This window comes from Anaerovirgula multivorans, assembly GCF_900188145.1.
GTDB lineage: Bacteria > Bacillota > Clostridia > Peptostreptococcales > Natronincolaceae > Anaerovirgula > Anaerovirgula multivorans.
The window spans coordinates 228,257-248,888 of record NZ_FZOJ01000003.1 but is presented as its reverse complement, the minus strand read 5'-3'; the positions used below and the strand labels follow the sequence as shown (position 1 = coordinate 248,888).

At 34.2% G+C, this 20,632-nt stretch carries 19 protein-coding genes; 18 read left to right on the top strand and 1 reads right to left on the bottom strand.

Annotated features, from left to right (window positions below):
• The 13 genes from opp1C (CHB72_RS04895) to CHB72_RS04835 all read left to right on the top strand — a co-directional run bounded on the left by opp1C (CHB72_RS04895) (window position 1) and on the right by CHB72_RS04835 (window position 14,192).
• Window positions 1–879, top strand: coding sequence for a nickel/cobalt ABC transporter permease (gene opp1C, locus CHB72_RS04895; protein WP_089281737.1), 879 nt, complete (start codon window positions 1–3; stop codon window positions 877–879).
• Window positions 842–1,687, top strand: coding sequence for an ABC transporter ATP-binding protein (locus CHB72_RS04890; protein WP_089281736.1), 846 nt, complete (start codon window positions 842–844; stop codon window positions 1,685–1,687). The genes opp1C (CHB72_RS04895) and CHB72_RS04890 overlap by 38 nt, the downstream gene beginning before the upstream one ends.
• Window positions 1,662–2,417, top strand: coding sequence for an ABC transporter ATP-binding protein (locus CHB72_RS04885; protein ID WP_089281735.1), 756 nt, complete (start codon window positions 1,662–1,664; stop codon window positions 2,415–2,417). Before CHB72_RS04890 ends, CHB72_RS04885 begins: the two co-directional genes overlap by 26 nt.
• A 261-nt stretch (window positions 2,418–2,678) precedes the next feature.
• Window positions 2,679–4,316 carry a nickel ABC transporter substrate-binding protein gene (gene nikA, locus CHB72_RS04880; protein WP_089281734.1) on the top strand — a complete coding sequence of 546 codons (1,638 nt, stop codon included), beginning with the start codon at window positions 2,679–2,681 and terminating at the stop codon, window positions 4,314–4,316.
• 81 nt (window positions 4,317–4,397) lie between these two features.
• Window positions 4,398–5,333 carry a nickel/cobalt ABC transporter permease gene (gene opp1B / locus CHB72_RS04875; protein WP_089281733.1) on the top strand — a complete coding sequence of 312 codons (936 nt, stop codon included), beginning with the start codon at window positions 4,398–4,400 and terminating at the stop codon, window positions 5,331–5,333.
• 2 nt (window positions 5,334–5,335) lie between these two features.
• The gene (gene opp1C, locus CHB72_RS04870; RefSeq protein ID WP_089281732.1) at window positions 5,336–6,154 is read left to right on the top strand and encodes a nickel/cobalt ABC transporter permease; all 819 of its coding nucleotides are present in this window, start codon (window positions 5,336–5,338) and stop codon (window positions 6,152–6,154) included.
• Window positions 6,155–6,158: 4 nt separating this feature from the next.
• Complete coding sequence (locus CHB72_RS04865; protein WP_089281731.1) at window positions 6,159–6,968, top strand: ABC transporter ATP-binding protein; 810 nt, start codon at window positions 6,159–6,161, stop codon at window positions 6,966–6,968.
• Window positions 6,969–6,978: 10 nt separating this feature from the next.
• Complete coding sequence (locus CHB72_RS04860; RefSeq protein ID WP_089281730.1) at window positions 6,979–7,782, top strand: ABC transporter ATP-binding protein; 804 nt, start codon at window positions 6,979–6,981, stop codon at window positions 7,780–7,782.
• A complete protein-coding gene (locus CHB72_RS04855; protein ID WP_089281729.1) occupies window positions 7,760–9,088 on the top strand; it encodes an MATE family efflux transporter in 1,329 nt (442 codons plus the stop codon). The genes CHB72_RS04860 and CHB72_RS04855 overlap by 23 nt, the downstream gene beginning before the upstream one ends.
• Before the next feature lie 42 nt (window positions 9,089–9,130).
• Window positions 9,131–10,738 carry a cache domain-containing sensor histidine kinase gene (locus tag CHB72_RS04850; RefSeq protein ID WP_089281728.1) on the top strand — a complete coding sequence of 536 codons (1,608 nt, stop codon included), beginning with the start codon at window positions 9,131–9,133 and terminating at the stop codon, window positions 10,736–10,738.
• On the top strand, window positions 10,731–11,477 hold the full coding sequence (locus CHB72_RS04845; protein ID WP_176431200.1) for a response regulator transcription factor: 747 nt from the start codon (window positions 10,731–10,733) through the stop codon (window positions 11,475–11,477). Before CHB72_RS04850 ends, CHB72_RS04845 begins: the two co-directional genes overlap by 8 nt.
• A 292-nt stretch (window positions 11,478–11,769) precedes the next feature.
• Entirely contained in the window at window positions 11,770–12,210 is a 441-nt protein-coding gene (locus CHB72_RS04840; RefSeq protein WP_242975034.1) for a MarR family winged helix-turn-helix transcriptional regulator, read from the top strand.
• Window positions 12,211–12,233: 23 nt separating this feature from the next.
• Window positions 12,234–14,192 carry a heavy metal translocating P-type ATPase gene (locus tag CHB72_RS04835; protein WP_242975038.1) on the top strand — a complete coding sequence of 653 codons (1,959 nt, stop codon included), beginning with the start codon at window positions 12,234–12,236 and terminating at the stop codon, window positions 14,190–14,192.
• Window positions 14,193–14,442: 250 nt separating this feature from the next.
• Here the strand turns inward: CHB72_RS04835 and CHB72_RS04830 are convergent, their stop codons facing one another.
• Window positions 14,443–15,054, bottom strand: a complete 612-nt coding sequence (locus tag CHB72_RS04830; protein ID WP_089281725.1) for a class I SAM-dependent methyltransferase — start codon at window positions 15,052–15,054, stop codon at window positions 14,443–14,445.
• 159 nt (window positions 15,055–15,213) lie between these two features.
• On the opposite strand from CHB72_RS04830, the gene CHB72_RS04825 reads away from it, so the two are divergent.
• The 5 genes from CHB72_RS04825 to CHB72_RS04805 all read left to right on the top strand — a co-directional run bounded on the left by CHB72_RS04825 (window position 15,214) and on the right by CHB72_RS04805 (window position 20,312).
• Window positions 15,214–15,477, top strand: coding sequence for a hypothetical protein (locus tag CHB72_RS04825; protein ID WP_089281724.1), 264 nt, complete (start codon window positions 15,214–15,216; stop codon window positions 15,475–15,477).
• A gap of 16 nt (window positions 15,478–15,493) precedes the next feature.
• Window positions 15,494–15,694, top strand: coding sequence for a helix-turn-helix domain-containing protein (locus CHB72_RS04820; RefSeq protein WP_089281723.1), 201 nt, complete (start codon window positions 15,494–15,496; stop codon window positions 15,692–15,694).
• A 64-nt stretch (window positions 15,695–15,758) separates the two neighbouring features.
• Window positions 15,759–16,004 (top strand): hypothetical protein, encoded by a 246-nt coding sequence (locus CHB72_RS04815; RefSeq protein ID WP_089281722.1) that lies wholly within the window; start codon window positions 15,759–15,761, stop codon window positions 16,002–16,004.
• A gap of 302 nt (window positions 16,005–16,306) precedes the next feature.
• Window positions 16,307–18,613, top strand: a complete 2,307-nt coding sequence (gene helD / locus CHB72_RS04810; RefSeq protein ID WP_089281721.1) for an RNA polymerase recycling motor HelD — start codon at window positions 16,307–16,309, stop codon at window positions 18,611–18,613.
• A 397-nt stretch (window positions 18,614–19,010) separates the two neighbouring features.
• A complete protein-coding gene (locus tag CHB72_RS04805) occupies window positions 19,011–20,312 on the top strand; it encodes an MFS transporter (protein WP_089281720.1) in 1,302 nt (433 codons plus the stop codon).
• The last annotated feature ends 320 nt before the right edge of the window (window positions 20,313–20,632 follow it).

The following is a 20,632-nucleotide window of genomic DNA, read 5'->3' as shown; positions in this document are numbered from 1 at the left end:
ATGCATATTTTGAAAAAAATCAAATCTGATAAGCTTGCGGGGGCATGTTTGTTTTTCCTTGTGACGATTATTCTGTTGGGGGTTATAGCACCAGTGGTTGCCCCCAATGATCCTGTGGAAACAAATATTAGGGAAAAGCTTTCTGGTATCAGTCTACAATATCCCTTTGGTACAGATCAGCTTGGGAGATGCATTTTCTCTCGGCTACTCTATGGGATACGTACTACAGTGTTGATGTCTATTTGGACGATGCTGATGACTATTTCTATTGGAACAATACTGGGGTTTGTGGCAGGGTACTTTCGAGGGTGGATAGATGAGATCATCATGCGTTTATGTGATGTGATGCTATCTTTTCCTAGTGAAGTGATGATACTGGCCATCGTAGGAATGCTAGGGCCTGGACTTGGTAATATCATTATAGCCAATATTATTGCCAAGTGGGCTTGGTATACTCGGATGATAAGATCTATTGTGGTACAGTATATGGATAAAAACTATATTTGTTTTGCTAAGGTAGTGGGTAGTAGTCCCTTTCATATTATGAAAAACCATTTGTTACCGGGGGCTCTAGGTGAAATCGTGGTATTAGCCTCTTTAGATACAGGAGCAGTTATATTGAGTGTTTCTGCACTATCTTTCTTAGGGCTAGGGGTGCAGGCACCAACTCCAGAATGGGGCATGATGTTGAACGAGGCCAAAAACATTATGATTACGCATCCCACAAAAATGCTTCCTCCTGGTATCGCTATATTAGCAGTGGTGGCTGCTTTTAATTTTATTGGAGATAAAGTGAGGGATATTATGGATCCTAAACATATGGATAGGAGGGTGAAAAACAATGAGTTTGCTGAAAGTGGAGAATCTATCTGTAGTTGATTTGCGTAATGGGGAAAGAATCCTTCACAATCTGAACTTTTCTCTTGAACCCAATAGCTGTCTTGCCATTGTAGGGGAAAGCGGTAGTGGTAAGTCTATGACCTGCAAGGCCATATTAAATTTGACCAATCCTTGGCTGGAAGTAACGGGAACTGTTTTCCTTCATGGAAAAGAAATCAAAAAAAATGATTTTGGTGTCATGCGAAAGATCAGAGGTAAAAACATTTCAATGATTCTACAGGATGCAATGACAGCTTTTGATCCTCTTTATACGATAGGCTATCAAATAGAAGAGACTCTTTGTGAAAATTTGAAGGTGTCAAAGAAGGATGCAAAGGCAATGGGAATAGAAGCCATGAATAAGATGAGTATTTATGATGCAAAAGATGTACTAAAAAAATATCCTCATCAGCTATCAGGTGGCATGCTCCAAAGGTGTATGATTGCTATTGCTATGGCTATGAAGCCAGATATTATTATAGCTGATGAGCCTACCACTGCTCTAGACTCCATTAACCAGCGTGATGTGGTAGAACAGTTTGAACGATTACAACGTATAACCAGTACTGCTATTTTATTTATATCCCATGATTTAGGTGTTGTGCAGCGGTTAGCACAAAAGGTATTGGTGATGAAGGGTGGTGCTTGTGTAGAGTATGGAAATGCAAATCAGATTTTTAGAGAGCCTAAAAATGATTATACCCGTTATTTAGTAGAAACCCGTATTGCACTTTCACAACCTTTTCACAAAATTATGAATAGGGAGGAGGTTGAAGTTATCGATGTTAAAAGTGCAGGATGTATATAAGAGTTATTCAAAGTCAGGAAGCCTATTTAGAAGAGATCAAATACACGTTCTTTCTGGAATTAGTTTTGGAATTGAAGAAGGTGAGTGCGTTGGTTTGATTGGAGAAAGCGGCAGTGGCAAAAGTACGTTGTCTAGACTGATTATGGATTTAGAGAAACCAGATAAAGGGCTGATTACTTTAGAGGATGAAAGTATACAAGTATGGAAAAAGAAAAACCAAGGCCAAATAAGTGTAGTGTTTCAAGACTATACTTCATCTGTAAATCCACGATTTACTGTAGAACAAGTTATTACAGAGCCTATAATGCTAAAAGGCAAGCAAGCGCATATAAAAACCAAAGCAATGCAGCTGTTAGATAGAGTAAGTTTGTCATCACAGCTTTTGACTAGATACCCCCATGAACTAAGTGGAGGACAATTACAGAGGGTGTGTATTGCTAGAGCAATTTCTACCAAGCCAAGATTTGTTATTTTGGATGAAGCTATAAGCTCTCTAGATGTTTCCATACAAGCCCAAATATTAGAGTTATTAAAAGAGCTTAAAACTGATTTAAATCTTACCTATTTGTTTATAGCACATGATCTTCAGGCTGTGGCCAGTTTATGTGATAAGGTATTGTTTTTATATAAAGGTAAGATAGAAGAAAGACTGCCTGTTACAGAACTAGCAAGAACTGAAAATGAATATGCTAAGAAACTATTATCCTCTGTGATAGCTTTTGAAGCATAGATAAAGATAATTTTATATGGAAGTGTAGCCAAGCCAAGCATCCTCAATTCCTCTCATCTAGTATCAAATGCTAAGAGGAAGCGAGTATTTTGCTTTTTTTATAAAAAATCACCTAAATGTACAAAAAATATCTCAATTGTGTATAGACAGCAATTAGAATTTTTCATATAATGAATATGATTATTATTATCATTTAGACCTCGAAGTATTATGATGGTTTAAGTGGATAGGCTACATTACATAAGAGGGGGAGTATTTTGAATGTTATTTAAAAATAAAATTAGTAAATTACTTGTTATGGGTATATTGCTCATAAGTCTGCTTGTTGGTTGTTCTTCAGGTGGCAAAGGAGAAACTTCTTCTAGTGATATCAACGGCAATGGAAACAACGGTCCAAAGGAGATTAATACAGATGAATTAATCTATGTTAATTTTAGAGATATACGGGACCTCAACCCTCATATTTACGGTGGAGAGCTTTTTGCACAAAATTTATTGTTTGAAGGGCTTGTAATGATTACAGATGAAGGCATTCAGCCTTGGCTTGCTAAGGATTGGGATATATCTGATGATGGACGGACTTATACCTTTCATATAAGACAGGGGGTAACTTTTTCAGATGGACACAAATTTGATGCACATGCAGTAGAAGCTAATATGCAGGCTGTTTATGATAACTATGATAGACATGGATGGCTTGAAAGCATTCGATTATTAGATAGTTTTAGTGCTATTGATGAGTATACCTTCGAAATGAAATTAAAAGAACCTTATTATCCGCTACTAACAGAATTGGCAGTAACTAGACCCTTTAGATTTATATCTCCTAATTGTTTTATTAATGGAACCACTAAGGATGGCGTAGATGGACTTATAGGCACAGGAAAATATGTACTTACAGAAAATCATATTGATCAATATGCCATATTTGATGTGAACCCAACCTATTGGGGTGAAAAACCAGAAATTAGTAGAATTATTGCTAAGGTAATCCCAGACAACCAAATAAGAGCACTTGCTCTAGAAAAGGGCGAGATTGATATCATATTTGGTACAAACATGATTGACGCAGAAACCTATCTTGAGTTTTCTCAAAAGGAGGGCTTTGCAGCAAGCTTATCAAATCCTTTAGCTACGAGAATGCTTATTATGAATTCAACCGATGAAATTTTATCGGATGTAAATGTAAGACAGGCGATTAATGCAGCAATAAATAAAGAGGAAATATCCGAAGGAATCTTTAATGGACTAGAAACACCTGCCAATAGGCTGCTTGCAAGGACTGTTCCCTATTGTGATGTGGATTTGGAGGACTATATTTATTCTTTAGATAAAGCAAATAGCCTTTTGGAGGAAGCTGGCTGGAAAATGAATGAAACTACAGGTATACGTGAAAAAGATGGCATGCCTTTAGATGTTCAAATGCATTATAATGCTGATAGTGTAACAGAGAAAACAATATCTGAATATTTACAAGGTGAAATGATGGAGATCGGTCTTAAGCTTACGATTACTGGTGAAGAGGAGCAATCCTACCGAGATAGAATGAAGGCTGGAGATTTTAGTATTACCTTCAACATATCATGGGGAACCCCTTATGATCCTCATTCCTTTCTTGGAGGTATGAGAATGCCTGCTGTTTATGGTGATTATGCAGCTCAGCAGGGTCTTAAGGAAGTCAAGAAACTCCATGATACAATCTTAAAGGCCTTTATAAGTACAGATGAAATTCAAAGACAAGCGTACTATGATTATATTCTTACCTATTTACATGAAGAAGCTATCTATGTTCCATTGACTTTTGAAAGAAATAGAGCAATATATAATGAAAAAGTAAAAAATGTAACCTTCAATCCTTCGCAATATGAAGTACCTCTTGATAAAATGTACATCAAATAAAAAATGAATCCTACAGAATTGGTCATAGAGAAAATTATCTATGACCAGTTTCTACGCTTAAAAATTATTAAGGAGGTAGTCATGGGGAAATATATTATAAAAAGAATTCTGATAGTCCTACCTATGATGTTGGCAGTATCTTTTATTGCTTTTGTTCTCATTAACCTTATCCCGGCTGAACCCGCTGAAGTGGCTTTAAGGGTAAATGATATTATACCTACAGAGGAAGCGATAGAGGGTATGAGGGAAGAATTAGGATTGAACAAACCCTATTTTCAGAGATATTTTGATTGGTTGAGGAATGTTCTCCGTCTTGACTTTGGGAATTCTTATGTGAATAAAAATAGAACAGTGATAGGTGAAATTTCCAGGAGTTTACCTGCTACTTTAGAGCTTGCTACTGTTTCTTTATTCATTGTAATCTTTGTCAGCATTCCTATCGGGGTGCTTTGTGCTGTATTTAAAGACAGTATTTTTGATAGAATTGTACGATTGTTAATTTTTATTGGCACAGCTATGCCCAATTATTGGATAGGAATACTGCTGATATGGTTATTTGCAGTAAAATTAGAGGTATTACCAACAGGGGGGAATAAAGAGGAAGGAGCCATTATTCTACCGGCTATTGCATTAAGTCTTACCTATATTTCTACCTATGTTAGATTGATAAGAAACAACATGTTAGAAAACATGACAGAGAATTATGTTTTTTATGCAAAGGTCAGAGGGCTTAAGGAGAGAAAAATCATATTAAAACATGTCCTTAGGAATTCCCTTCAATCCTCTATAACTGCATTAGGAATGAGTGTCGTTCAGCTGGTTTCTGGAACAGTTGTAATAGAGAATATCTTTTCCTGGCCAGGGGTAGGCAGACTATGTATTTCTTCAATTTTTAACAGGGATTATCCAGTGATTCAAGCCTATATCCTTATGATGGGTATACTTTTCATTTTCTGCAATCTTATTGTGGATATTATACATCATAAGTTAGATCCAAGACTACACGAGGTGATGTAATTGTGATAAAGAAATTAATGAGGGATAAAATTGCACTGATAACTTTAATAATTATCTTATCTACCATGCTGATAGGAATTTTTGCAGAGGAGATAGCACCTAACGATCCAAATAAAACCAGTATTACCCAAAAATATGCCCAAAGAAGCCAGGAGTTTCCTTTGGGAACTGATCATCTTGGTCGTTGTATATTATCAAGGTTAATCTATGGTATACGACCTACTATATTTTTATCCATGTTTACAATGCTATGTACAATTATTCTTGGAACAATTGTTGGAGTTACAGCAGGATATACTAGAGGGATAGTTGATGAAGCTATTATGCGGATTGTGGATGTGATGCTATCCTTTCCAAGTCAGGTAATGATCCTTGCAGTGGTGGGTATGATGGGGGTTGGGATACGTAATGTCATCATAGCAAGTATCGCCATCAAGTGGGCCTGGTACGCTAGAATGATTAGATCCAGTGTAATTAAATACAACGATAGAAATTATATTCTATATTCTAAAGCCATAGGTGCAAGCAAGGGATTTATTATTACTAGACATATGCTTCCCAATATCTTATCGGAGGTTATTGTATTGGCTACTTTGGATATGGGTTGGGTTATTCTAAGTATTTCTACCCTTTCCTTCCTTGGACTTGGGGTTCAAGCACCAACTGCAGAATGGGGAGCTATGCTAAGTGAAGCGAAAAATGTTATTACTTCTCACCCAAAACAAATGCTTGCCCCAGGATTTGCTATATTAATACTTGTATCTTCTTTTAATATGCTGGGAGATAGTTTAAGAGACGTATTAGATCCAAAGGAGGTATAAGGTGATGAAAGAAATATTAAAGGTCAATCATTTAGAAGTCCATCATATGGATCACAAAGTGTCAACAAATATCATTTCAGATATTTCTTTTAGCTTAGAGAAAAATCGGTGCCTTGGTATTGTTGGAGAAAGTGGAAGTGGCAAGAGTATCACATGTAAAGCCATACTAGGGCTGCTGGATAAGGACTTTCATATAAAAGGAGAAGTCATCTTTAATGACATACACCTATTGAAGGCGGATAAAAGGAAGATTAGACAGATAAGAGGCAAAGAAATTTCCATGATATTACAAAATCCTATGACTTCTTTTGATCCTCTTTATCCTATACAAGAACAAATGACTGAGACTTTTATTGAAAATCTTGACATAAGTAAAAAAGAAGCGCTAGGACTTTCCCTAAAAACCCTGGAAAATATGAATATACTTCATCCTAAGGACGTACTTAAAAAATATCCCCATCAATTGAGTGGAGGTATGCTCCAAAGAGTGATGATTGGGACTGCGCTTACGCTGAAACCAAGTATTATTATTGCCGATGAGCCAACTACTGCAGTAGATGCCATCAATGTAGCGAAGGTAATGAAGGAATTTTCTGGAATTAAAGAAAAGCATAATACATCTATGATTTTCATATCTCACGATTTAGGAGCAGTAGCAAAAATATCCGATGATATCCTAGTGATGAAGGATGGTAAAATTGTAGAAAAAGGTGAAACACAGTATGTTTTAAGGAATCCTAGAAGTGAGCATACAAGATATTTAATCAACACAAGAAAGGCATTGATGGATAAGTTTCATCAGATTGTAGGATAGGGGGAGCCTCATGTTGTTGGAAGTGAAGAATGTTTATAAAAGTTATAAAAAACCTTTTGGTATCATAAAAAAAGAAAGCGTTGAAATTTTGAAAGGTGTATCTCTAAGTCTTAAGGAAGGGGAATGCCTTGGTATCATTGGAGAAAGTGGTAGCGGTAAAAGCACCTTAGGTCGTTTAATAATCGGTGTTGAGAAGGGGGATTGCGGTAGTATACTGATTGATGGTATAGATATCAGTAAAAAAAACAGGAAAGTTGAAAAAGAGAAGGTAAGTGTAGTTTTTCAAGACTATGGATCATCTGCTAACCCTAGGCTAAAAATCATAGATATCATTTCAGAGCCAATCAAAGTATTTGAAAAGTTAAGCAAAAAAGAGACCATCAATAGGATTATAGATTTGTTGGAAAAGGTAGGTTTATCAAAAGAATACCTGTATCGTTATCCCCATCAGCTTAGTGGTGGGCAATTGCAAAGGGTATGCATTGCTAGAGCCATTGCTACAAACCCTAAATTCATTATTCTTGATGAAGCCATAAGTTCTTTAGATGTATCTATTCAGGTTCAGGTACTTGATTTACTGATTCAACTAAAAAAAGAGCTAGATATATCCTATGTCTTTATTACCCATGATTTAACAGCAGTTACTTATATATGCGATCGGGTTGTATTTTTTAAAGAGGGGAATATTGTTGAGGAAGTTAATTGTATGAATAAACTAAAAAATGTCAAAAGTCAATATGCTAAAGCATTGTTACATGCTGCTATGACTATGGATTCTAGGGAGGAAATATATGAAGTACAAAGAATATCTTAAACTCGCTATACCTTTTACAATATCAACAATTACACAGCCTTTATTGGGGGCGGTAGATACAGCGGTTATAGGCAGACTTGAAGATCCTGCCTATATAGGAGGTGTTGCGGTGGGTACAGTGATTTTTAGTACCCTCTATTGGTTATTTGGTTTTTTGAGAGTAAGTACATCAGGCTATTCTGCTCAGGCGCTGGGAACAAAGGCTGAAAAGGATAGTTTGTTTGCCTTATTGAGACCTAGTGTTATTGCTATCATAGTAAGTCTATTTTTTGTGATATTTCAAGGATCAATCATCAATATTGCTATGAAGCTAATTAACCCCGATGTGGAGGTGCAACGTCAGGCCTTTACTTATTTTCATATTTTAATTTGGGGGGCACCTTTCGTTTTACTCAATTACGTCAACCTTGGATGGCTTATGGGAAGAAAACTCGTAAAGGCATCTATGTTTTTGCAAATTTTTACAAATATACTCAATATAGTTTTAGACATAGTATTTGTAATGCATTTTAAAATGGGTGTTGCTGGTGTTGCTTATGCTACTTTGATAGCACAAATTACAGCCTTTATCATTGGGTTTTATCTCATTAGTGTAAACCTCAATCTATTTGCAATTAAAAGTTATCTATCGGAGCTATTTGACAAAGCAGTCTTCAAAAAAATTATGGGTGTGAATACTGACCTTATGATTAGAACTGTATGCTTACTTATAGTAACCAATATGTTTGTTGCAAAAGGGGCTTCTCTTGGAACCGAAATGCTGGCGGCTAACGCAGTTTTATTTCAGATACAGTATATTATCGCATATTTTTTTGATGGATTTGCCAATGCCTCCAGTGTTTTTGTAGGTACAGCTGTTGGGGAAAAAAATACAAAGCTATATCATGAAGTTTTAACTATTTCTACCAAGACCACCTTTATATTAGCATCCGTCATGGCACTTCTAATATACTTTTTAAGAGGTGGAATAATCAGTATTTTTACATCTATTGAAAATATAATCTATTTAAGTTCAATTTATTCCATGTGGTTGGTTGTTTATCCATTTGTTGTGGGGATTGGATTGGTCTATTATGGGATATTTACTGGTGCCACTTATACTGCTCCTGTCAGAAATTCAATGCTTTTATCTCTTATGACATTCCTGATGGCTTATTTTGCAATAGTGCCTCTTTGGGGTAACCATGGTTTATGGCTTTCTTATATTCTTTTTAGCTTAGGACGAAGTGTTTTTCTTGCATTTTATGTTACAAACTTTAAGAAAAAAGTTTTTCTTTTGGAGACTAGTCATGTCATTTCCATCTAGATTCTAAAGAATATTTGTAAGATTTATATAGAAGGTGATCTTGTGCGAATATCTATTAAAATGAAAATCATAGTATCTATATTAATAGCTTTTTCTGTATTATTTTCTATATACCTTTATATTATGGACAGTAAGGTAAAGGAAAGAGTTACCCTGCTTAATATGGATCTTACAAATCAAATCATTGATGCTAGGGGAAACCAAATATCCTACTGGCTTCAGCAGAGAAAAATAGAACTACAGATGATGGCAGATTGTATTATCATCTCTGATATGAATGAAGTAGAGGCTAGAGAATATATCCAGTCTGTGTATAAACAAAAAAGTGATATTTACCTTGATATGGGGATTGTAAAATATGGTGGCTATAAACTAGGCTATGATGGTATAAGACAATCCATCAGTGAGGAAAAGTATTATAAAAATACATTGAAGGAAAATGCCTCCTTTAAAGTAAGCGAGCCAAAAGAAAAAAATGATCAAAAGATTGTCGTCATGCTTTATAAAGTAGGAGGGGTAAATAGAGAGATTGAGTTTCTCTATGCAGAGATTCCTCTTGAGAATTTGATAAGAATAGCATCAAGAATCAATGTATATGATGGTATTGGAGAAATACTGATAAATAACAATAGTATTCATACAGATGAAAAAAATTTATACCATGACTTTATAGGGGAAAACCATGTAGTTTTTGAGACAGATATAGGAGCTGCTAGAGGTTGGTCCCTTAACTACTATATTTGTGAAAAAAATATAGATGAGATTAATCATGATATGCGTAAATCCATACTGATTTTTGGAATCATACTGCTGATTATTGTAGTGATTTTACTGACCACTAGCTTCGCTTCTATTATTAAGCCTATTGATAAGTTAAAGAAACTTATGAAAAAAGTAGAAGATGGTGATTTATCTGTAAAGCTGGAAAGTAATAGGAAAGATGAAATAGGTAGTCTTATCTGCAGTTTTAACAATATGACGGAAAAACTTGAAAAACTCAGCTATCAAAAGAAAGAAATGAGACTTAGGATCATGCAAGAGCAGATCAAACCACATTTTCTTTATAATACCCTTGATACCATCAAGTGGGCAGCTATGGAGGATAATACAGAGGAAGTTTTGAGCCTTATAGAGTCTTTAAGTACCTATTTCAGAATTGGGCTTAGTAATGGCAAAACCTTTATCACCCTTGATGAAGAACTTGAACATATTGATAGTTATCTTAGGATTCAAAAATCCAGGTATGAGGATCAGTTGACTTATAGTATTCATTATGACGATTGTCTTATGGAGTATATGATTATGAGGGTTCTTTTACAGCCTATTGTAGAAAATGCCGTGGTGCATGGAGTGAATGGAAGGGAAAACAGAGGAGAAATTTCTATTTGTATTACTCAGAAAAATGAAGATGTTGTTATAAAAATTATGAATAATTCAGAAATATCATTAGATGCCTTAGAGGAAATAAATCATGCTTTAAGGTTAGATAGAAAGACAGAAGCCATTAAGGGCTATGGATTATATAATGTAAATCATAGAATAAAGCTAGAGCATGGTGAAAAATATGGATTAGAATTTCAATCTCAAAGTGGATGGACGACCGTTACCATAACTATACCCAGAATAAGAAGGGAGAATGGATATGTTTAAAGTTCTTATTGCGGATGATGAGCCCAAAATTAGAAAAGGACTTAAACAGTGGATCGATGAAAGTCCCTATCGATTTGAGGTGGTTGCAGAGGTAAAGAATGGTAGAGAAGCTTTAGAATACATCACAAAGACATCTCCAGAATTGTTTTTAGTGGATATTAATATGCCAATGCTGAATGGACTTCATTTTATTAGCCAGTTGAATAAGATTTCTTCAAATAGTATAGTAGTGATTATTACTGGATATGACAATTTTGAGTATGCCCATAAAGCCATAAAACTTCACGTGTTTGATTATTTGTTAAAGCCTGTTTCTAAAAATGAGTTTGATAATCTCCTGAAAAAAATTGCAGAAGCCTTTGGAACTGATAAAAAGGAAATTATAACAGAAAAAAGCACCCAGTATTCATGTATTGTTAGATCTGTCAAAAAATATATAGATAAGCATTATACTGACAGCGAATTGGATTTATCCCATATATCACAGTTGTTTAATGTGAATAAATCCTATATCAGCAAATTGATGAAACAAGAGATTGGGAAGTCCTTTATAGAGTATTTAACGGATATAAGATTAGAGAAGGCAAAACAAATCTTAGAAGACCATCATCCTAGAGTTACCATGTATGACGTCTCCACAAGAGTAGGATATACATCACAGCATTATTTTAGTAGAGTCTTTAAGAAGGCCTATGGAATATCACCTTTGGAATATAGAAATAAATATACATTTATATAATTTTCATGAATTTGAACTACTTCCTGTCAAGTATAGATAACCAATTTTAAACTTTAATTTTAATATACATTACTTAAGCGGCTAGAGCCCTAAACTCCATTGGGCTAAGGCCGTTTAATCTTTTTTGTAATTTCTTGGTATTGTAAAACTGACATATACATTATGAAATTTTTATTGTGAAGAAAGAATATTTATGATATCATATATCTTGAAGTTCAAACTATATTATATTCAAATAATATTTTTATTAAATTATATGAATTTCAAATAATGTTTTTTTGAAAAGGAGATGATGTTTACCATGGAATCCTCTAACGAAGTTACTAAAAATTTAACGGATGAATTACTCTATTTCTTTAATGGCTTTTCCTCTTGGGAAAGCTCTGTAATCAAAAGCAGCGAATTGACAGTTTCTGAGGCCCATGCTATTGAAATACTGGGAAGGTATGGAAGGATGAATATGAAGGATTTAGCTGGAAAGCTAGGTGTAACAACTGGAACAACTACTGTAACAGTAGATAGGCTGGAAAAGAAGAATTATGCCCAAAGGGAATTCACGAAGGAAGATAGACGGATGATTTTGATTAGTCTTACAGAAAAGGGAATGGAAGCTGCTAAAGAACATCATAAATATCATGTTGATTTAACAGAACAAATGATATCTTCTCTTTTAGAGGATGAAGTTGAACAACTACTTAATATACTTAAAAAAATAAATGCCAATACCTTTTAAGGAAAGGAGGAGGAAAACTATTGGTGGACAATACTGTAAAAGAGATAAATAAGGATGATACAGAAGTAGAGTTTATACATAGAAACAAGGTAAAAAGCAATGAAAAAACATCAATAATTAGAAAGTATTTTCTGGAAGGGGAAGGTCGTACTATTGCCTTAACCTCTTTGTCTGGAGTATTCCTTGTGATAAGTTGGTTTGGGTGGCTTAATAATACATTACCCTTTGATGTTGCTTGGTTTAGTATTCTTATTAGTGGTACGCCGATCTTACATGCAGCAGTAAAAGGATTCCTTAGAAGCTTTGATATCAAGGCAGGCGTATTGGTTAGCATTGCCCTTATAGCATCCATCATCATAGGTGAATACTTTGCAGCAGGTGAAATAGCCTTTATTATGATGCTGGGTGAAATATTGGAGGATAGGACTGTTGCGAAAGCTAAAAAGGGCATAAAAAAATTAATTCAGCTATCTCCTGAGATGGGAAGGATTAGAACACCTTTAGGAGAAAAGAGTATTGCAGTAGAGGAAATAAAGGTGGGAGATCTTCTTCTCATCAAGCCAGGAGAAGCAATTCCAGTAGATGGAGTAATTATCAATGGGAAGTCAACCATTAATCAATCCATCATTACTGGGGAATCTATGCCGATTGATAAAGCCATTGGAGATGAGGTCTTTGTTGGTACATTAAATCAATTAGGGGTTATTGAAGTAAAGGCAACAAAGGTGGGAGAAGATACTTCTTTATCAAAATTGATAAGACTTGTAAAGGAAGCAGAAGAGAAAAAAGCCCCAGTAGTAAGATTGGCAGATAAAATGGCAACGGTTATTGTGCCATTAGCTTTGATATTTTCTATCATTACCTATATGGTTACAAGGGATATTACAAGAGCAGTTACAATCCTTGTTGTATTTTGTCCATGTGCATTGGTATTGGCAACTCCCACCGCTATTATGGCAGGTATAGGAAATGCAGCAAGAAAGGGTATTCTCATAAAGAGTGGAGAAGCCATGGAAAATTTGGGCAAAGTAGATACGATCACATTTGATAAAACAGGAACTATTACTTATGGGAGGCCTGAGGTCATTGATATTATAAGTCTTCATGAGGATTGTACGGAGGATGGGATATTGGAAATTGCAGCAATAGCTGAAAAATTTTCTGAGCATCCACTAGGTAAAGCCATTTATAAAAAAGCAAAAGAAAAGTCTTTAGATATTCCGGATCCTTTAGCCTTTGATGTCCAGTTAGGTGAAGGTATTATATCTAGAATTAACGATGAGAAGGTAATCGTAGGTAATGTAAAACTACTTAAAGAAAATAAGGTTAAAATTTCAAAAGAGGAAATGAAAATAGTAGAACATCATCAACATTTAGGTAAAACTGTTATGGGTGTAGCTGTTGAGGAGAGGATTATTGGTCTAATTAATGTAGCAGACCAAGTCAAGAATAATGTAGAAAAAGCTATTTCTGATATAAAGAATATAGGTATAAATAATATTCTCATTTTAACGGGGGACAACAAAAATGCTGCATCCTGGGTAGCGGCCAAAGTAGGGATTGAAAAAGTTTATGCTGAACAGCTACCAGAAGGAAAAGTAAAAGTTATAGCTTCTCAGATAAAAGATAACAAAAAAGTATGTATGGTTGGGGATGGAATCAATGATGCTCCTGCATTTGCTAGAGCAGATGTAGGTATAGCTATGGCAGCATTAGGTGCAGATGTTGCTGTAGAAACCGCTGATATTGCTCTGATGTCGGATGATATAAGCAAAATTCCTGAATTGTTTGTATTGACCAAAAAGGTACTTCGCACCATAAAAGTAAATATTGGTCTATCTTTAACGATTAATTTTGTTGCTATCCTTCTTGCGGCATTGGGTATAATCAACCCAGTAATGGGTGCGTTAATACATAATTTAGGTTCCATACTTGTGGTTATGAGTTCTGCAACATTAATTAAGTATAAGGCTATCATATAAATGATACGAAACTAAGTGGCCATGTCCATAGGGAATTTATTTAAGAGAGTACTAGTTATCCTTCATAGACATACGCTTTTAAAACTAAATTTTAATATACACGGGCTACGGTTTCGCCCAAAACCGTGGGCTGCAAATGTAGCCCTTAGTATATTAAAATTTAGAGACGTAAGCCTATAGGTGTTTGTATACTAAGAAGCCAAGAAGAAATAATCTCTTCTTGGCTTTTTAGCACTCACTTGTTCTAAAGCTATGATTTTCTGCATACAGCGACCATTAAATAATATTTTTGATTTTCTTTTGGAATTTCAATCTTTGTATCAATTTGATGATACATGGTTAACTGTTTAAACGGTTTTAATACCTCTATAAATTCCTCTTCTGTATATTGATAAACGTGAAATGGAGAACTGCAAGGATGATTTTTACCGCGGCCAAAGGGTGTTGAGATAATCAGTGTTCCGTTAGGTTTTAACAATTTATAGAGATTTTCAACAAATTGTTCATCTCCTTCAAAATGTTCTATCGTTTCGAAGCTAATAATCGTATCAAAGGTTCCATAGATTTTATGGAGATTTTTGTTTAAAGCATCATCTATGTAATAAGAGGTCTTGTCACAATGATAATGTTTTTTAGCGTAGGCTATCGCTTCATGATCTATATCAATACCAACCAATTCACTAATTTTCTTAGGGTTGTCTGCCAACAAAACTTCACTGCCATAGCCGCTGCCACAGGCTATATCTAATACACGGCCTGTGCAAAAGGATTTAGCAAATTCATAACGTGCTATATGTTCAATAAGCATTCCATTTCTTGGATTCATTAACTTAGGAATCACTCTTTCACCAGTATATTCCATAATATCTCCTTCCAGTTATTGCATTTGATTATAATCATTTATAATTTAATGATATTATAGCAAATAAATATAAATAAATCAAATTGATTCATATTTTACCTTGTTTAAGTATAATATTTTATATTATACTAGTAGAAGAAGACACTAAGGAGGATGCTGATGAATAATTTATCAAATAATAAAAAAGAAAAGGATTTAGTTGGAAAAAATTTTTATGATACAATGCAAAAAGATATGGAGGGTATGATAGAGTTCTATCAACAGCACGTTGAATTATTAGAAGAATTGAAACCTACAACAAATTCAGACAAAAAAATAAAAAGAGAAACGGAAATGGAAATGTTAAGAGCGCTTACTTATCGTACAGAATATTTTGTGTACCAATTAAAATCAAAGGTTGAGAAGATGAGTAGACCTATTTGATGAAAGGAAGATTAATATGACACAGGATGTCCATAGGGAAGATGAGATTATGACCGTTAGCGAAGTAGCACGATATCTAAAAATAAGTGAAGTTACGACTTATAAATTTGTGCAAGAAGGGAAAATACCGGGATTCAAAGTTGGCCGTCATTGGCGGGTGAAGCGAAGTGATCTTGCAGAATTCATTGAAAAACAGAAAATAGGAGAAAGAATTTAGCCGATACCTTCCTTCACAGTAATATTAGGAAGTATTACCAAATAGATGAAGGAGGAAGAAATAAATGGATACTAATGATCAACTTTCAATAGAGGGACTTTTACAGGCATGGGTGAATGTATCTTATAAAATGTTTTATCATCAAGAAAAAAGTGAAAATAATATTGAAAACCGCAGACAGATAGTAGCTAGATTAAGAACAAAGGCGGTTACTGAAATTGCTATTTATGGTATGGATGATGATTCCTATACATTAGAGTATAAACTGCATAATAATAAAATAATAAAAAAGATATTTATAGAAAAATAATTTTTCATAAGGGATAGGTCTTATAAAGCACCTATCCCCAATTTATGATAAAACAAATTGGTATCATTTCAAAAACTTAACTGCTATAAACCGAGTTCAATAATTAAATCATATATAGATATTTGTCTTTAGACTTAAATTTTAATATACACGGTCTACGGTTTCGCCCTCGGGTTAAAACCATAGCCGAGGACTGCAAATGTAGTCCTTAGTATATGAAAATTTATAGGTGTACACCTATATTAAACAGCAGGTTATAAAGCAAGGCAAAACAATTGAAAGGCCAGGAAAGGAGAAAGAGCATGTCATTGAAGAATCATTCAGACTATAAAAAAGAAGCTGAACGTTTAGAATATACGAAGGAATATATTAAAAAGACATTAGATGCTACTGAGGAATATCGGAAGCTATATAAGGAAAATATTAAGGATGCTATGGTGAATCTAGACTACTTAGATAGCAGTCAGAGCTATATTAGTATTCTTATTAATACAAAATTTATGGAAACGGCGGATAAAAATTTTGATAATCTAACAAGGATTAAAGATAAACCATATTTTGCTCGAATTGATTTTAAATCTAGTGAAAAGAAAGAAGCAGATAAGGTTTATATAGGGAAAACTTCATTGATACAGGCAGAAGATGAGGTTCCTCTAATTGTGGACTGGCGTGCTCCTATTGCCAATGTGTATTATGAGGGGCGTTTAGGAGAAACCAGCTACGAAACAGAGGGTGGCAAACAAGAAGGAAAACTTCTTTTAAAAAGACAATTTACTATCGAAGATGGTGAACTTAAAAACATTATGGACATTGATATCACGACTACGGATGCCTTCCTACAGGCTTCATTGGAGGCTAATGCAGAAGAAAGACTAAAGGATATTGCTTCTACTATTCAAGCTGAACAAAATCGCGTGATTCGAGCTGACATGCATTTGCCGTTAATTGTCCAAGGCGTGGCAGGGAGTGGAAAGACAACAATCGCCCTCCATAGAATTGCTTATTTTATTTATACGTATGAGAAAACCTTTGAACCAGAAAACTTCATGATCATTGCGCCAAATAAGCTCTTTATAAACTATATCTCTGAGGTATTACCTGAATTAGGTGCAGAAAATGTAAGGCAAACTACTTTTATAGATTTCATGCTAGAACTAGTAGGAAAAAAATATAAAATAGTAGATGCTAATCACAAGTTAATGGTTTTAATAAGTAGTCAAAACAAGGAAAATAAAGAGCTAGTAAAATGGATGAAATGGACAGCAGCTTTTAAAGGATCTATGGAATTTAAAAGCATGCTAGATGATTATATAGCAGACATAGAAAAAGACTATATGCCAAGAGAAGATTTTATATTCCAAGGACATGTTATCGTGGATAAAGAAAAGATAGAAAATATGCTGTTGAGGGAATTCAATTACCTTCCTCTTTATAAAAGGACCGATGAATTGAAAAAAACCTTAAAAAATCAATTAAAACGCTATAAAGAGAAGTTTTTAAAGGAAACAGAAGAATATTATGATCATCAGATTGAAAATATTCGTTATAAAGAAGAACCCTCAGAGGAGAGAAGACACAGAATTCTTGCCATTATAGAGAAAAGAGATTTGAAGCTGGAGAACATTCAAAAGGATTCCAAAACCATTATAAATAAATATATTAATAGTTTTTCAAAAATAGATTTATTTGATCATTATAAGAACTTATTAACAGAAGAGGTATTAATAGAAAGATATGGAGAAAAGCTGTTACCGATCGAAGGTATTCAACATTTATGTCAACAATCAAGGGACTTGCTAGGTAAAAAGAAAATTGAATTAGAAGATTATGCTCCTTTAGCCTATTTAAAATACAGAATCTTTGGTTTGAAAGAAAAGCTAAGAATTGATAGCGTCGTTATAGATGAAGCACAGGATTTTAGTTTATTACAGTTTTATGTACTAAAAGAAATTTTAAATACTAATATGTTCACGTTATTAGGAGATATCTCTCAAGGTATTCACTCTTATCGTTCTATACAGAGCTGGAAGGAAGTATTAAATACTGTTTTTGATAAAGGAAAAAGTAATTATATGAAGCTGGTGCAAAGCTATCGAACCACAATAGAAGTAATGAACTTAGCAAACGAAATCATTGATAAGCTCAGCTCCCCAGAAATTGTATTGGCTAAGCCAGTGATTCGACATGGAGATAAACCAGAGATTGCAGAATTTGATACTACTGAGAAATTATTTAAGGATTTACAAAAAAAACTACAGGTATTTAAAAAGGAAAAATTTCAATCTATAGCTGTTATCTGCAAAACAAATGAGGAATGCCAAAAAATTAAGACCTTTCTAGATAAAGAAAAGAAAGTCCATTCTAAAATATTGGACGAAAAGGAAGAAAGCTATGAAGCCGGAGTGGTACTAGTACCTGTTCACTTGGCAAAGGGACTGGAATTTGATGTAGTATTGATAGTGACTATTGATGAAATATATGAAGAAAAGGAACTGGATATTAAGCTTCTATATGTTGCTATGACAAGAGCACTTCATAAGCTAGATATATTATATATTAAAGATAGAATGCCTATCTTGGAGGATATTTCTGATGGATTATCTATATAGATAACCAATTTTAAACTTTAATTGCACTCTGTGAAAGTGACTGACAGCAAATCAAAGATTTGGGTCATCTACTTTTGATATACACGGTCTACGGTTTCGTCCAAAACCATGGGCTGCAAATGTAGCCCTTAGTATATCAAAATTTCACCTTGTATAAGCGACTGACATGAAATCATAGATTTCAGTCATCTGCTTAAGTTCTGTAGTTGGTTACCTATAAAAGCATAGAGTGAATAAAGAAAGACTTATTGATTTTAGTAGGTAAAACAATGGAACTTGTATTAATTAAAATAATTATATATACTAAGAATTATTCTATAGGAAAAGCGATATAGTTTGAGGATCAAGTGTTGAATCCACATAAATTTGTTTCATAAGCATATTAGGAGGAATTGATTTGCAGCAAAAAGTATTTAAAAAATCATTTACAACAAACATATCATTCTATTATGGATGGATTATCATAGGACTAGGGGCATTAGGCCTCTTTTTTTCGGGGCCAGGGCAAACCTATAGTATATCTATTTTTATCAATACCTACATTGAAGAATTTGGATGGAGTCGTTCTCTTGTTTCAAGCTTGTATTCCTCAGGGACACTTATAGCTGGCTTGATGTTGCCCTTCGTTGGTAAAATTATTGATAAAAAAGGTCATCATAAAATGTTCGTTTATATTGCTTCTCTTTTAGGTGTTGCCTGCCTTTGGATGAGCTTTATAAGACATCCTATTATGTTAATAGTAGGTTTTATATTTTTACGACTTTTTGGGCAAGGGTCCATGGCTTTGCTTTCCTCTACCTTAATACCTCAATGGTTTATTAGAAAAAGAGGCGTTGCCTTGAGCCTAATGTCGCTTGGAGGTGTATTGGGATCAGCTGCCATACCCCTTCTAAATAACTGGCTCATTTTACATTTTGGAGCTTCCTTTACATGGAGGATATGGGCATTGCTGTTGATTGGTTTTATGGTACCAATTAGCTGGATATTTATCCGTAATCAACCAGAGGAAGTGGGATTATTGCCAGATGGAGAGGTTATACCAAACTACAGGGAGATGGATGGTAATGAAAAGATATTAAGAAATACAGAATTCTCTTGGAACACAAAAGAAGCTATGGGGACTAAAGCTTTTTGGTTAATGCTTTTTTGTATGGTGGTTCCATCTATGATTAACACTGGTATTACCTTTCATATGGTGTCTATTATGGAGGGGAAAGGATTTAACTCTACTTTTGCAGCCTCGATATTAGGTATTACTGCTATGACCCAACTGCCTTTCACTTTTTTAGCAGGGTATTTTGTGGATCGCATTCAGGTTCATTATGTAAAAACCATTAACTTTTCTTTATTATTAGGAGCAATGTTGCTGGTACTCTATAGTCAATCAAAAGAAGTTCTAATACTTTATGCAGCTTTACACGGCGTTTTTATAGCCTTTGATTCTGTAAGTACCGGTGTTTTATGGCCGAATTATTTTGGCAGAAAATATCTTGGAAGCATCCGAGGGATTGCCATGACATCTATGGTCATTGGTTCAGCCTTAGGACCTCTACCCTTTGGCTTCGCTTATGATATTTTTGGAAGTTATAAAGAAATAATATTATTGATGACGATATTCCCTTTATTAGCTAGCTTGGCAGCGGTATTTTCACCTCCACCTAAATATAAAGGTAGTAAAAGTGAAGAATGTGCCGGGTGATGGTCCTTAAAAAGATTAATCGTAAATTCTACACATTTAAAAGATCTGAACGCTAGTTAATATCTAGTGTTTTGGTCTTAGTATTATGATTAAAGAAGTGAATAAAGTTTTGATTTTCTTAGAAAAAATTTCTCAAAAGAAAAAAGATGGCATATCATTTCTTTAGTAATAATTGATACATTAAGAACTATTTTAAAAATTCAAAATAATTAAATTGTAATATTGACACTTAAAAAAGAACTGTTATAATTAACTTAAAAGTGTATACATATAGATACTTGTATATACATAGGTTCGGCTATTAAAAATAGAGGAAAAAC

Coding starts and splice junctions, on each gene's coding strand:
- opp1C (WP_089281737.1), top strand. CDS start 1: ATGCATATTTTGAAAAAAATCAAATCTGATAAGCTTGCGGGGGCATGT.
- CHB72_RS04890 (WP_089281736.1), top strand. CDS start 842: ATGAGTTTGCTGAAAGTGGAGAATCTATCTGTAGTTGATTTGCGTAAT.
- CHB72_RS04885 (WP_089281735.1), top strand. CDS start 1,662: ATGTTAAAAGTGCAGGATGTATATAAGAGTTATTCAAAGTCAGGAAGC.
- nikA (WP_089281734.1), top strand. CDS start 2,679: ATGTTATTTAAAAATAAAATTAGTAAATTACTTGTTATGGGTATATTG.
- opp1B (WP_089281733.1), top strand. CDS start 4,398: ATGGGGAAATATATTATAAAAAGAATTCTGATAGTCCTACCTATGATG.
- CHB72_RS04865 (WP_089281731.1), top strand. CDS start 6,159: ATGAAAGAAATATTAAAGGTCAATCATTTAGAAGTCCATCATATGGAT.
- CHB72_RS04860 (WP_089281730.1), top strand. CDS start 6,979: ATGTTGTTGGAAGTGAAGAATGTTTATAAAAGTTATAAAAAACCTTTT.
- CHB72_RS04855 (WP_089281729.1), top strand. CDS start 7,760: ATGAAGTACAAAGAATATCTTAAACTCGCTATACCTTTTACAATATCA.
- CHB72_RS04845 (WP_176431200.1), top strand. CDS start 10,731: ATGTTTAAAGTTCTTATTGCGGATGATGAGCCCAAAATTAGAAAAGGA.
- CHB72_RS04840 (WP_242975034.1), top strand. CDS start 11,770: ATGTTTACCATGGAATCCTCTAACGAAGTTACTAAAAATTTAACGGAT.
- CHB72_RS04830 (WP_089281725.1), bottom strand. CDS start 15,054: ATGGAATATACTGGTGAAAGAGTGATTCCTAAGTTAATGAATCCAAGA.
- CHB72_RS04825 (WP_089281724.1), top strand. CDS start 15,214: ATGAATAATTTATCAAATAATAAAAAAGAAAAGGATTTAGTTGGAAAA.
- CHB72_RS04820 (WP_089281723.1), top strand. CDS start 15,494: ATGACACAGGATGTCCATAGGGAAGATGAGATTATGACCGTTAGCGAA.
- CHB72_RS04815 (WP_089281722.1), top strand. CDS start 15,759: ATGGATACTAATGATCAACTTTCAATAGAGGGACTTTTACAGGCATGG.
- helD (WP_089281721.1), top strand. CDS start 16,307: ATGTCATTGAAGAATCATTCAGACTATAAAAAAGAAGCTGAACGTTTA.